Origin of the sequence: Nitrincola sp. A-D6, assembly GCF_000764495.1 — a bacterium.
Classification (GTDB): Bacteria; Pseudomonadota; Gammaproteobacteria; order Pseudomonadales; family Balneatricaceae; genus Nitrincola.
Window position 1 is genome coordinate 1 of the sequence record NZ_JRLB01000034.1, and the last position, 13244, is coordinate 13244.

Below are 13244 nucleotides of genomic sequence, written 5' to 3' on the forward strand. Positions count from 1 at the left end.
TAAAACCATTCCCGAAACAAGTGCATTTCCCTGCCGAGCAACGCTTCATCATAAAGTGGCAGTCCAGCTGCGGAAATCTGCTGAATTTTTAGCAATTCGGTAAAAGCCAAGGCGTATAACGGGTCAGCGCTATCTTTATTGAGCCCGCTATGCAGCAGTTGATCACCAAAATCTTCCAGCAGCAGAAACCCTTGTTGCAGATCCTGGGCCAGAAGTTTCGGCACTCGTACACCTGCAGCAAGCCACTGCTGTGCAATAGCAACAAAAGGCCCGCAGTCCTCATGCTCAGGTGGAGCATCCATCACAATAACAGACTGATTCTGGGCTCTCACTCTGAAATAACGTCTGAAACTGGCATCACCCGCCACCATTTCCAGTCTAAAATCTGTATTAAGCTCCAAACCAGAGCCTGTTATTTGTTCAGCTACCCAGTTTTTCAGCGCCAGTTGTCGCCTTCCCATTCGTTGTCCTCTAGCACTTGCCCTAGTTAATGCTTTATTATGCAGTGCTTAATAGTACTAGACTCACGGGCAGCAAGAAACTCTGCCTGACTCGCTACCGGACTGCGACCTGATGCCTTTTAAAAAACATAGCGCTTATCAACTAACCCTTGCTGTGGCAGCTATCCTCTGCGCCCCCTGGTGGCGGCACAAACGGATGAGCGCCTGTGGGTATGTAACCTGCTGCCTAATGGTGAATGGGACTGTGAAGTTAATGAACTTCTTATGGATGCTCAGTCGGCAGAACCTTTGACACCTGAGCCACGCAGGGTATCAACACCAGAGCCAACTCCAACTTCGGCTCCAACTCCAGCTCCAGTTCCAGACAGATCAGCTGAGCCCATCAGTCCGCGTGACCCCGTAAGTCCACCTGAATCAGAATTAACCACACTAACACCTGAGCCCGATACGGCCCGAACCTTTCCGGCAGAATCAGCCTCACCAGCCCCTGAAGCAAGTCAACCAGGCAGATCGATAACCACTGAGCAAACGGCTCGCGCTCGCTCAGCTGATGCCTGGGACTGTACAATTGGCGCCGATGGCAACTGGTCTTGTGCGCCAGGTAATCGCCAGGCTGTCAGTGTAGCCGAGCTGGGTCGATTCAATGCAGCCCAACCCGGTGCTTCCGGGCTGTTAATAAATAATCCCTATGCCCACCTTGATTGGTACCCTTACTCCAGTAATGAGGCCGCTGTATGTAGCGGGCGCTACGTCGAACCGGATATTGATTACCTGCAAAGTGAACTGACGCCAGGCGAACAAGCTGTTTATGCTGAGGCGGACCTTTCCAGTGCTGACCTGCAAAGCGGTCTGGCTCGCCTGACAGGTGGGGTTAAACTACAGCAGGGAAGTCGCCTGTTCACCAGCCGCTATGGCGAAGTAGATAATGAAGCCAATACCGCATTTCTAGAAGGTGATGTCACCTTTAGAGAGCCTGGACTACTCCTGGTCGGACAGCGCGCAGAGACCAACTTTAACACCGGTGTATCCAGTTTTTATGCATCTGAATATATTGTGCATGCAGAACATCTGCGAGGATCGGCAACAACTATCACACGCTATGATGACAACCGCATACGTCTGGAATCAGGTGCTGTCACCTACTGCGAACCTGGCAATAACGCCTGGTCAATCGGATCAGGCAATATAGTACTCCATCCTGACAAGGGCTATGGTATAGCCACACATGCCACTTTCAGAGTTGCAGACATACCTGTGTTCTATATGCCTGGTTCCGTTTTCCGATCGACAGTCGGCGCCAATCCGGTTTTCTGTACCCCAGTATCGGGATTTCCAAAAGTGATGGTTTGGACTTCAGCATTCCCTACTACTTTAATATAGCGCCCAATATCGACGACACATTGACACTTCGCTACATCGAGAAGCGCGGCTTACTGCTGGAAAATGAACTCAGATACATGAATGACTGGTCTCACAACATGTTGAGCCTTGGCTACTTGTCTGGTGATGATAAGCTGGATGGTGAAAACCGCTGGTTGGCAGGCTTCAATCATCAAGCACACCCGGTGATCGCTGGGAAAGCCAGATTGATTTCACTAAAGTGAGTGATAATAACTATTTTTCCGATCTGGGAACCTCACTGGAAATTCAGCGTGAAGACCATTTGAATCAACGCGGGCAGCTACGTTACCTGGGAGATGGCTGGCAATTTCTCGCCAACCTGCATCAATACCAGACCATCAATGATAACGTTTCATCGCCCTATCAACGCACACCACAACTCTTGCTAACCGGGAATGAAAGCCTAAGCGAGAAAGCAGCACTGAGCTATTCGGCAGAATATGTACGTTTTGAGCGTGATCGAAAAGATTTTTTTAGCAACTCAGCAGACATTCTCCGCACAGATGCCCAGCGCGTGCACTTCAGGCCTTCGATAACACATCGTAACAGCCGCCCCTGGGGCTTTATGAACTCCGAACTGACCCTGTGGCACAGCAACTACGATTTTGACTTCCCAACAGGGGCCGATACCTCAAACATCCCTGACTCGGTCACGGCGGGTATCGCCAGCATTGACTCAGGTCTTTACTTCGATAGGGACTTCACCCTTGCTGATAGTGACTACTCTCAATCACTTGAACCACGTTTGATGCTGCTGCATGTGGAAAAAAACAACCAACAGCCAACGCTTGATAGTTTCCGCTATTTTGATACATCACAATTAAGCTTCAGCTACAACAATCTGTTTGATCGCTATGGCTGGAGTGGTAATGACCGGGTTTCAGCCACATCACAAGCAACAATAGGCGTGTCTTCAGCCTCTATGATCAACGCGGCTTTGAGAAAGCCCGCCTTGCTGTCGCTCAAGCCTATTACGCCACAGACAGGCAAGGCAATGATCTGCGCCCAGGCGATATTAACGGTGATGAGTCCAGCTCCAACCTGGCATTACTGGCGCAGTGGAATATCACCCCGGCACTTCGCTTACGTCACGACTCTGAAATTGATCGTGACAGCTTCAGCCTGGAAGAGCAGAACTATCGGCTAACCTGGCAACCTGATGATGAAAACATGTTCTATTTCAGTTACCGTGACAGAGTTAACTCAGCCATTGCCGGGGGAGAAAGAACACGTCAATCGGACATAGCTTTCAGAAACCAGATCAACCCACAGTGGGGTGTTATAGGGCGCTGGCAACACGACATAGCCAATCGGCAGCGATTGGATAGCCTGTTGGGGCTGGAATACGGAACCTGTTGCTGGAAAATGCGTCTGACAGCCAGAGAATGGCTGAAATCGTCCAATACCCGTGGTTCCACAGCAGAATATGACCGCGGTGTGTTTTTACAGTTTATCCTACGCGGTTTGGGTTCGTTTGGTGACGACGGTGGTCGTAGCCTCATTGAAGAAATAACCGGTTTTAGAGAGAAAGATCATGATAACTTCTGATAAATGGCTGATCAGGTCTGTACTGACCTTTGTGCTGGTAGCTTTGTTTTCACTGCACACGCAGGCACAGCAGCTGGACAGAATTGTCGCCGTCGTTAACGACGATATTATTATGAAAAGTGAGCTGGACCAGCGCACCCGACTAATAACCGAACAGATTCAGGGTCAGGGAGTACAAGTACCGCCCGCCGATGTATTGCGCCAGCAAGTGCTGGACCGTCTGATTCTGGACAGCCTGCAGCTGCAGATAGCCGAAATACAAGGGTTACGTATCTCCGACCGTCAACTGAATGAAACACTGGAAGCCATTGCGGCTCAGAATGGGCTGACTCTGCCAGAGTTTCGTGAAGCACTGATTGCCGAAGGGCAGGATTATGCGCAAGCTCGGGAGCAGATTCGTCGCGAACTTTTAGTTAGCCAGGTGCAACAAAGCAATGTCAACCGCCGCATACAGGTATCAGAACAGGAAATTCGCAATTTTCTTAACTCAGATGCGGCCCAACAACGCCAAGCTGAGTTTCTGCTGAGCAACATTCTGATTGCACTCCCCTCTCAAGCCTCACCCGATATAATTCAGGAAGCCGAGCGTAAAGCGGAGGAGATCTATGCCACACTGACAGATGGTGCAGAGTTTGCGGACACGGCGGTGTCTGTATCCAACGCCCCCAATGCACTCAACGGTGGTGATCTGGGCTGGCGTAATCAGAGTGAACTGCCGGAAACATTGGCGGCTGCAATCGCAAACTTGCAACCCGGTGATATCAGTCGTCCGATACGCACACCGGGTGGATTTCACATTCTTCAGGTTAGAGACCGCCGTGGTGGAGACGTAACCCTGGTCGAGCAAACACTGGTCAGCCACATTCTACTCACACCGAATGAAATTCGCTCAGACGAGCAAACGCGTACCCTGGCATACGATCTGGCTAGCCGAATCCGTGATGGCCAGCCCTTTGAAAATCTGGCACGCCGCTACAGTGATGATCCAGGCAGCGGATCACAAGGCGGGGATCTGGGCTGGACTCAGGAAGGCCAGATGGTACCGGAATTTGAGCAGGTCATGAGCAGTACGGCCGTTGACCAGATATCCGAGCCCTTCGAATCACGCTTTGGCTGGCATGTACTCTGGGTCAGAGACCGTCGCACACAAGATATGTCTGCCGAAATGATGGAAAACATGGCTCGAAATACCATCAGTCAACGCAAATATAATGAAGAACTGGATAACTGGCTACGGGAATTACGCTCACAAGCCTATGTTGAAATCCGGAATCCAGGATAACACGCCCAGTGGTTTTGCTACGCTTTGCAGTCACTCCAGGTGAACCCGCTGGTATAGGTCCGGACCTGTGTGTGCAACTCGCGCAAACAGCCTGGCCACACCAGCTGATTGTTTTCGCCGATCCCACTCTACTGCGCACACGCGCTGAAGAGCTGGGCCTGCCCTTGCTGCTAAGCGAGTGGCAAGGGGAACAGGACAACAGGCTGATGCAACCAGGAGAGCTATTGGTTTATCCTGTATCCATGAGTGTTCCAGCCAAGGCAGGCACACCTGATGTTCGTAATGCCCATTATGTCCTGGAAACACTGACACTGGCCACACAGCACTGCCAGCAAGGTAAACTGGATGCACTGATCACCGCACCGGTTCACAAAGGCATCATCAATGATGCAGGCTTCCCTTTCACCGGACACACCGAGTTTCTGGAAGCTCTGACCGGCACCCCCAAGGTGGTCATGATGCTGGCCACAGAGGGGTTAAAAGTGGCCCTGGCGACTACTCACCTGCCACTGAGAGCTGTAGCCGATGCCATTACCCGCCCCTGCTGGAAGATGTTATCAGTATCTTGTTACAGGATTTACGCCAGAAATTTGGCATTTCCCAGCCACGTTTACTGGTTGCCGGACTTAACCCCCATGCCGGAGAAGGTGGACACCTGGGCGATGAGGAGCTGACCACCATCACCCCGGTATTAGATGCGTTTCGCCAACGTGGTGAGCTGATTCAGGGGCCCTTACCAGCCGACACCCTGTTCAACGAGAAGTATCTCAGCCAGGCCGATGCCGTGCTCGCCATGTATCACGATCAGGGATTACCCGTGCTCAAGTACAAGGGCTTTGGCCAAGCTGTTAACATTACCCTGGGGCTACCGATTATCCGTACATCAGTCGATCATGGTACCGCATTTGACCTGGCCGGTAGTGGCAAGGCCGATACCGGCAGCCTGATTACTGCCATTAATTATGCTGCACAGATGGCCTCAGCTCGCCATTCAGCATCAGACACAGCTTAGGAACTCATGAGTAAAAAACCGGTAGGCCACAAAGCCCGCAAACGTTTTGGTCAGAATTTTCTTCAGGATCAGGGTGTTATTCAGCGTATTATCCGCGCCATATCCCCCCGCCCCACTGACCACCTGGTGGAAATTGGTCCGGGACTGGGCGCACTGACAGAAGAAATTCTCAACGCAGCCGGTGATCTTGATGCCATCGAACTGGATCGTGATCTGGTACCGATTCTGCGCACCAAGTTTTTTAACTATGCTGAGCATTTTCGCGTCCATCAAGCCGATGCGATGAAATTTGACTACACCTCACTATGTGATGATCAACGTCCACTGCGTATCGTCGGCAACCTGCCTTACAATATTTCCACACAGCTGATTTTTCACCTGCTAAGCTATAATCAACACATAGCTGATATGCACTTTATGCTACAGAAAGAGGTGGTGGAACGCCTGGCAGCCAAAGCTGGCGAGAAGCACTATGGTCGACTGAGCATCATGTCACAATATTATTGCCAGGTTGAAAACCTGTTTCTGGTACCACCAGAGGCCTTTAATCCAGTCCCAAAGGTTGACTCCGCTATCGTGCGCCTGACACCCCATAAGCAGCTACCCCTGGTGGCCAAAGATGTGGATCAGTTACAGTCTGTGGTTAGAACGGCTTTTAATCAGCGCCGCAAAACACTGCGTAATAACCTGAAAGAGCTGATCAGTGCTGAAGCACTCGAATCACTTGAGATTAATCCGGGAGAACGTCCCGAGCGCCTGACACTGCAGGAATTTATCCGCATCAGTGACTTTCTATGTGACCAAGAAAAGGAATAACCAGCGTTTATGAATAGTAAATCTATGGGTGAAAACATGCACATTTCTATCGCCACCGCTTACCTGCATGAGCAGTCTGACCCGGATGCACACCGCTATGTTTTTTCTTATCACATTACCATCACCAACCAGAACCCCATTCCGGTTCAGTTGATCAGCCGCCGCTGGGTTATCACTGATGGCAACGAGCAAATACAGGAAGTCACCGGTGAAGGTGTGGTCGGTGAGCAACCCACTATAGAACCTGGCCAAAGCTACAGCTATACCAGTGGCACCGTACTGCCAACCGAGGTCGGCAGTATGCAGGGACATTATTGTATGATGACCGATGAAACTGGTGAATTTATCGCCCCGATTCCCGCCTTCACCCTGGCACTACCGAATGCGTTACATTGAAACTTACTGAACACCAGTCGAGTATTGCTATACTCGGTTGCTGATCATTAAACAACAGAGACCGGCTATGGATTTTGCATCATTACTAGGGATTATTTCAGGCTTCGCCCTGATTATTATTGCCATCTTTCTGGGCGGCAACCCAGATGTTTTTGTCAATATTCCAGGCCTGATGATTGTAGCCGGTGGTACCATTGCGGCTACCTTGCTAACTGTGCAATTCAAAGATGTCCTGAACGCCTTCCGCGCAGCCTGGTTCGTATTCACTCGGGACAAAACCAATGCCCAGGAAATGATCGATACCATGCTGGAGCTGAGCCGTATCAGTCACCGCCATGGCCTGTTGATGCTAGGCGATATAGAAACCAACTCGAGGGTTTTACAACGCGCCTCCAACCTGCTTGCAGAAGCCGCTTCGGAGCAGGTTATTCGCAACACCCTGCAAAATGAAATCGACTCGTTGATAGGCCGACACTTCACGGTACAGGACGTTTTTCGCAAGATGGCCATGTATGCCCCTGCGTTTGGTATGCTGGGCACATTGATCGGCCTGATTCAGATGCTCAGCGCCCTTCAGGATCCGGAAACCATTGGACCGGCCATGGCCATTGCGCTACTGACCACTTTCTATGGTTCACTATTGGCAACCGTGGTATTTCTACCTATTGCCGGAAAGCTGCGCGCCAGAACACTCGCTGAAGTCACCAATCTGGAAATCATCCGCGAAGGCTGCATCAGCATTCTAACCAATGACCACTACGCACATGTGTATGAGCAATTGTCTTCTTATCTACCAGAAGCCTCACGCAAACCGCTACGTGCAGGCAAGCAAAACAAAGCACAGGAGCCAGCCAAAGCAGCGGAGAAAGCCAAGCCGCAGGATAAGAAGGCATGAGCCGCAAGCAGCAGCTACTGGAAGACAACGAAGGTCCTGGCTGGATTACCACCTTTGCTGACCTGATGACCTTGCTTCTGGTGTTTTTTGTGCTGTTATTTTCCATGTCCAGTGTCGAACATGAAGCCTTCGAAGAGGCCGCCAAATCACTGAATATCGCCCTATCTCGCGACTCTGCCCCTCCAGCCTGATTCCGTTACTGGAACCGGCTGCCGAAACCACACGTATACCCGACCTCAATGATCCGGCCATGATTAACCGCAATGCAGAACTGGCCGATCAGATGCGCTTCCAGCAAGCCCTGGTGGACTCCATCAATGCCGAACTTGAAGAAATCGTTACCGATATCGAAGGATCTCTGGCTGAAAAAGATATGGGCAGTTGGGTTGAGATCGGCTCACCACTGGATGGAAAACTCAACCTGAAAGTCAATGCCGCCGTCATGTTTGAACCAGGCTCCGTCGAAATTCGACGTTCAATGATGCCTCTGCTCGACAGTGTTCTTGAGGTGGTCCTGGATAACCCGGGCTTCAAACTCGAAGTTCAAGGACATACGGATGATCAGCCTGTTGACACTGAACGCTTTCCCTCCAACTGGGAACTATCCGCCTTTCGTGCCACCGCTGTACTACGCTTTCTTATTGAGGGAGGACTGTCTCCACAGCGTGTTGTTGCCAGTGGATACGGCGACTCCATGCCGCTACTGCCCAACACTACTGAAGAAAACAGAGCGGCCAACCGACGCTTAGAGTTTGTCCTTGAACGGACGGAGTTACCAAGATGAAACCACTAATCTCACTTCCGGGAATCACAGACCGCGGCCGCAGAGCCTTTCGTATGACCCCAGTACAGGATGACCCGGTCAGCCTGCGGGTAAATGGCGACCTGGTTGATCTGGAAGACCTGTCAGCCAATGGTGTGGCTTTTCTCAGTGAACATGAACTCAAGTCCGGATGCTATGATGCCCAGCTTAACTTTACCCTGGGTGAGCGCGATTTCACCATCTACTGCAAGGTAGATCTGATTAGAACCCTGACAGGCAGTTATGGTGGCGAGTTACAAGACATGAGTACCATGGATGAACGCCTGTTATCCCGCTTCATCCTGGAATGCCAGAAACATGCAATATTACGCCAAAGAGAAGAATAGTTTTGCAACTGCGCAATAAACGCTTGACAGTAAAAGCCCTTCTCTGTAATATTCGTCCCACGTTGATGCGGGGTGGAGCAGTCTGGTAGCTCGTCGGGCTCATAACCCGAAGGTCATAGGTTCAAATCCTGTCCCCGCTACCATATTTAAAGGCAGATTCGGTAATCACCGGTCTGCCTTTTTTCGTAGTGCGGTTTCTATTCTTCTGCGTTTTTCCAACGAAAATGCTAATTCAAAACTGTTAATAAAAGCTGCCAGAAGGTGGTAGTGTTAACTCTTCCGTACACTACTACCCACGGGAATGTTTTATGTCATCTGTACGCATCCTTGCACTTACGACACTTGCTATGATGGCTTTTGCAGGCAATTCACTCCTTTGTCGGGCTGCTCTCACTCATACCAGTATCGATGCAGCCAGCTTTACGGGTATTCGTTTAGTTTCTGGTGCCCTGGTGCTTTGGTTAATCGTACGTATGCGGCATGCTGCTCCTGCCGGTGCAGGTAGCTGGCTATCGGCAATAGCCTTATTTGTGTATGCGGCAGGCTTTTCCTTTGCCTATGTGGGCCTGTCTGCCGGAACTGGTGCGCTGCTGCTCTTTGGTGCCGTCCAGGTGACAATGATAGGGTATGGTATTTGGTCTGGAGAACGATTGTTTAAGCTGCAATTCATTGGTCTTCTCCTGGCTTTTGGGGGGTTGATTGTTTTGCTGCTGCCGGGCCTTTCTGCACCTCCACTGTATGCCTCTGTATTGATGCTGGTTGCTGGAGCTGCGTGGGGTGTCTATTCCCTGCGCGGAAGAGGGTAGGTGATCCAATCAAGGTAACAGCAGGTAATTTTCTGCGGTCTGTTCCGGTTACACTAGTCATGAGTCTGATTCTGTTGAACGGTTCGTCGCTCGATATGGCTGGATTCTGGTATGCAGTTTGCTCCGGGGCAATCGCTTCCGGGATGGGTTACGCTATTTGGTACGCGGTTCTGCCAGCGCTTAAGGCTGCAAATGCAGCTACAGTTCAGCTTAGTGTTCCTGTTATTGCAGCTATGGGTGGTATCGTTCTTCTAAATGAGCCAATAACCTTACGTTTATTATTGGCTTCTGTGGCTGTTCTCGGTGGTATTGCCTTGGTTATTCTGCAGAAACAACCTTCTGATGGCATTTAGCAAGCCTCTGGAGTGAGCACTTAGTAGGCTGGTTTTATATTCAATAATCACTGTCATAACAGCCAGGGAAAAAATTTGATCTTTGTATTACACGTCTGAGAAATTTCTTTTTTTATCCCTATTACCAGTAATTACGGGAGCTAACCCAGTGTAACCCTAGGAATTGGAGCTATTTTTAGCAAAAAAAATAGCCTGAGGGGTTTTACATCCTTTTGTGAATCGGTTATACCTAAGTCCAAGAAAAATAATTACAGGCCTTGCTGGGTGGCAGTTATCCCGAAATAGGTCATCTGCCCCGCCTGATTGACGGGAGGATTATTTCCGATGGAAAAGCCGAATGGCGCTGATGTAGAGAAGAAAAAATCTTTCGTAGTCTTTGACAGTGTGCAAAAGACTTACGATGGTGAAACGCTGGTAGTCAAAAATTTCAACCTCGATATGGATCAGGGTGAATTTATCACGCTGTTGGGCCCGTCAGGGTCTGGTAAAACCACCTGCTTGATGATGATGGCGGGTTTTGAGGTTCCTACCCATGGGCAGATTCTGCTTGATGGCACGCCCATTACACGCTTGCCACCGCACAAACGCGGTATTGGTATGGTGTTTCAGAACTATGCGCTATTTCCGCATATGACGGTCGCTGAAAATCTCGCCTTTCCATTACAAGTTCGCAATATTCCCAAATCAACTGTTGAAGAAAAAGTTAAGCGCGCACTGTCCATGGTTAAGCTGGATAGTTTTGGTGACCGACGTCCTGCTCAGCTTTCCGGTGGTCAGCAGCAGCGCGTTGCTGTGGCACGTTCACTGGTGTTCGAACCGGCGTTGGTGCTCATGGATGAACCACTGGGTGCACTGGATAAAAGCTTGCGCGAAGAGATGCAGTTTGAAATTAAATACCTGCATGAGGATTTGGGGATCAGTATGATCTATGTGACGCATGATCAAACCGAAGCATTGACCATGTCTGATCGTATTGCTGTGTTTGATGATGGCATAGTACAGCAACTGGCTACGCCAGAAGCCTTGTATGAAAGTCCTGAAAATGCATTTGTCGCTGGCTTTATAGGTGAAAACAACGCCTTTGTTGGTGAGGTGATCGAGTTGACGGATACGCAGGCCGATATCCGTTTGCCTACTGGAGAGGTTGTGCATTCATTACCTGTCAATGTGTCTGGCAAGGGTAAGAAAAGTACCCTCTCACTGCGTCCGGAGCGCGTCTGCATAAACCCTGAACCTGGTTCAGTACCTAACATTCTCGATGCCAAAGTCAGGGAAGTCATCTATATGGGTGATCATCTCAGAACCCGGTTCGAAGTGGCAGGTAACAATGAATTTATCGTGAAAACACCCAATTCATCTGCTGTCCATCGCTATACGGCTGGAGATAAGATCACCGTTGGATGGACCGTCAGTGATTGTCGCGCACTTGATGCGTAAATAATAAAAACAGGCTTATTGCCCACTATTTAATTAGAATGCTGGAGTTACAAATGACTAGAATTTTTCGTAAATCCGCTCTGACAGCCGCTGTGATGCTATCTACAGCCGCTGTTATTTCGACTGCCCAGGCTCAAGAGGATCTTAATGTCGTATCCTGGGGTGGCGCTTATACCATGAGCCAGGAGGAGGCGTACTCTAAACCCTGGACAGAAAAAACTGGTCAGCGCATCGTTAATATCGACCGTTCGGCAACCGGCCTGGCGGGTCTTCGCGCGCAGGTGGAAGCTGGGAATGTCACCTGGGATCTGGTAGATATGCTGCCTGCTGATGCCAAAATAGCCTGTGCTGAAGGTCTGATTGAAATATTGGATCATGATGAGCTGCTGGCGCCTGCACCAGATGGTACACCACCAAGTGAAGACTTTATTCCAGGTGCGCTGGATGAGTGTTTTGTAGCCACTATCGTTTACTCCAATATCGTTGCATTCAACACTGAAATGTTCCCGGAAGATAACAAGCCTTCAACTATCGAAGATGTGTTTGATCTGGAAAACTTCCCCGGTAAGCGCTCACTGCAACGTCGTCCGATCAATAACCTGGAATGGGCATTGATTGCTGATGGTGTGCCGCATGATGAGGTTTATGACATGCTGACAACTGATGAGGGTGTCGAGCGTGCTTTGGCCAAGCTGGATACCATCAAGAGTGAAGTGATCTGGTGGTCTGAAGGGGCTCAGCCGCCACAGTTGTTGGCTGATCAGGAGGTTGCATTCGCTTCGGCCTACAATGGTCGTATCTTCTCTGCACAGGTTAATGAAGACCAGCCTTTCGAAATTATCTGGGATGCCCAGGTGTTTGAGCTGGATGGTTGGGTAGTGCCAAGAGGGAAGATGGATGCTGCCAAAGACTTCCTGCGTTTCTCTACTGAGTCAGAGCAGAATGCAGCTCAGGCCAGTTATATCTCCTATGGTCCAGCGCGTAAAAGTGGTGCAGCTTTAGTCGGTGAGCATATTCCGACGGGTATCGATATGACACCTCATATGCCTACTTATGAACCCAACTTCGCTACGGCTTTGCCGAAAAATGATGAGTTTTGGGCTGACTATCAGGATGAGTTGAATGAGCGCTTCGATGCCTGGCTCGCACAGTAATCCATCTGTAAACAGTGACGGCGGTGCTTCGGCACCGCTGGTCGCTGCCGATGGTCGTCCGCTTAAAACGAGCCTCAGGCGGGCGTTGTTCAAGAACAAGTTGCGCGCAATTCTATTGGTTGCGCCGCTGATGCTATTTTTGTTGGTTGCATTTATTTTCCCTATTTTCAGCATGTTGACACGCAGTGTTGAAAGTAATGAAGTCGTCACTATTATGCCGACTACGTCATCTGCTTTGCAGGGTTGGGACGGTGAAGGCTTGCCGGATGAGTCCGTATATGCGGCACTGGCGCATGACCTTAAAGAGGGTCAAATCAACCGTAATCTGGGTCGGGTTGCCAGTCGGTTGAACTATGAATATTCCGGCATGCGTTCTACCATTACCGGTACCGCCAGGCGTATTGCCAGGGTTGAGAGTCCTGAATCCTGGAAGGAAACGCTGATTGAGGCGCACCGGAATTGGGAAGATACCAATGTCTGGCGCGTAATTAAGCGTGAATCCAGCGGTTATACCTGAGCTATTATTTGGCTGCG

14 protein-coding genes, 1 tRNA gene and 3 pseudogenes are annotated in these 13244 nt (G+C 50.1%); 17 read left to right on the top strand and 1 reads right to left on the bottom strand.

From position 1 onward, the window contains the following. Positions 1–461: pseudogene (locus tag LH51_RS06620) on the bottom strand (phosphotransferase); the annotation flags it as partial. Positions 462–641: 180 nt separating this feature from the next. On the opposite strand from LH51_RS06620, the gene LH51_RS06625 reads away from it, so the two are divergent. The 17 genes and pseudogenes from LH51_RS06625 to LH51_RS22345 all read left to right on the top strand — a co-directional run bounded on the left by LH51_RS06625 (position 642) and on the right by LH51_RS22345 (position 13227). Then, a complete protein-coding gene (locus LH51_RS06625; RefSeq protein ID WP_036520883.1) occupies positions 642–1841 on the top strand; it encodes an LptA/OstA family protein in 1200 nt (399 codons plus the stop codon). Continuing rightward, a complete protein-coding gene (locus LH51_RS20450; RefSeq protein WP_144244200.1) occupies positions 1808–2065 on the top strand; it encodes a hypothetical protein in 258 nt (85 codons plus the stop codon). The genes LH51_RS06625 and LH51_RS20450 overlap by 34 nt, the downstream gene beginning before the upstream one ends. Further along, positions 2062–3410, top strand: a pseudogene (locus LH51_RS06630) (LPS-assembly protein LptD). Before LH51_RS20450 ends, LH51_RS06630 begins: the two are co-directional and overlap by 4 nt. After that, on the top strand, positions 3397–4692 hold the full coding sequence (locus tag LH51_RS06640; protein WP_036520888.1) for a peptidylprolyl isomerase: 1296 nt from the start codon (positions 3397–3399) through the stop codon (positions 4690–4692). Before LH51_RS06630 ends, LH51_RS06640 begins: the two are co-directional and overlap by 14 nt. 14 nt (positions 4693–4706) lie before the next feature. After that, positions 4707–5704, top strand: a pseudogene (pdxA, locus tag LH51_RS06645) (4-hydroxythreonine-4-phosphate dehydrogenase PdxA). A gap of 6 nt (positions 5705–5710) precedes the next feature. Further along, positions 5711–6520 (top strand): 16S rRNA (adenine(1518)-N(6)/adenine(1519)-N(6))-dimethyltransferase RsmA, encoded by an 810-nt coding sequence (gene rsmA / locus LH51_RS06650; RefSeq protein ID WP_036518605.1) that lies wholly within the window; start codon positions 5711–5713, stop codon positions 6518–6520. Positions 6521–6529: 9 nt separating this feature from the next. After that, complete coding sequence (gene apaG / locus LH51_RS06655; protein ID WP_036518606.1) at positions 6530–6916, top strand: Co2+/Mg2+ efflux protein ApaG; 387 nt, start codon at positions 6530–6532, stop codon at positions 6914–6916. A gap of 67 nt (positions 6917–6983) precedes the next feature. Then, entirely contained in the window at positions 6984–7811 is an 828-nt protein-coding gene (locus tag LH51_RS06660) for a motility protein A (RefSeq protein ID WP_052063296.1), read from the top strand. Beyond that, on the top strand, positions 7808–8002 hold the full coding sequence (locus LH51_RS06665; RefSeq protein WP_036520890.1) for a flagellar motor protein MotB: 195 nt from the start codon (positions 7808–7810) through the stop codon (positions 8000–8002). The genes LH51_RS06660 and LH51_RS06665 overlap by 4 nt, the downstream gene beginning before the upstream one ends. A gap of 59 nt (positions 8003–8061) precedes the next feature. Further along, positions 8062–8595 carry an OmpA/MotB family protein gene (locus tag LH51_RS06670; RefSeq protein ID WP_052063530.1) on the top strand — a complete coding sequence of 178 codons (534 nt, stop codon included), beginning with the start codon at positions 8062–8064 and terminating at the stop codon, positions 8593–8595. Beyond that, positions 8592–8960 (top strand): PilZ domain-containing protein, encoded by a 369-nt coding sequence (locus LH51_RS06675; protein ID WP_036518610.1) that lies wholly within the window; start codon positions 8592–8594, stop codon positions 8958–8960. The genes LH51_RS06670 and LH51_RS06675 overlap by 4 nt, the downstream gene beginning before the upstream one ends. 66 nt (positions 8961–9026) lie before the next feature. Further along, positions 9027–9103, top strand: a tRNA-Met gene (locus LH51_RS06680). 165 nt (positions 9104–9268) lie between these two features. Continuing rightward, positions 9269–9766 (top strand): hypothetical protein, encoded by a 498-nt coding sequence (locus LH51_RS24115; protein ID WP_327124468.1) that lies wholly within the window; start codon positions 9269–9271, stop codon positions 9764–9766. After that, the gene (locus LH51_RS24120; RefSeq protein WP_327124469.1) at positions 9733–10119 is read left to right on the top strand and encodes a DMT family transporter; all 387 of its coding nucleotides are present in this window, start codon (positions 9733–9735) and stop codon (positions 10117–10119) included. The genes LH51_RS24115 and LH51_RS24120 overlap by 34 nt, the downstream gene beginning before the upstream one ends. Before the next feature lie 324 nt (positions 10120–10443). After that, on the top strand, positions 10444–11556 hold the full coding sequence (locus tag LH51_RS06690; RefSeq protein WP_036520893.1) for an ABC transporter ATP-binding protein: 1113 nt from the start codon (positions 10444–10446) through the stop codon (positions 11554–11556). A 53-nt stretch (positions 11557–11609) separates the two neighbouring features. Then, positions 11610–12710, top strand: a complete 1101-nt coding sequence (locus tag LH51_RS06695; RefSeq protein WP_036520896.1) for an extracellular solute-binding protein — start codon at positions 11610–11612, stop codon at positions 12708–12710. Next, positions 12679–13227, top strand: a complete 549-nt coding sequence (locus LH51_RS22345; RefSeq protein WP_235263577.1) for a hypothetical protein — start codon at positions 12679–12681, stop codon at positions 13225–13227. The genes LH51_RS06695 and LH51_RS22345 overlap by 32 nt, the downstream gene beginning before the upstream one ends. The last annotated feature ends 17 nt before the right edge of the window (positions 13228–13244 follow it).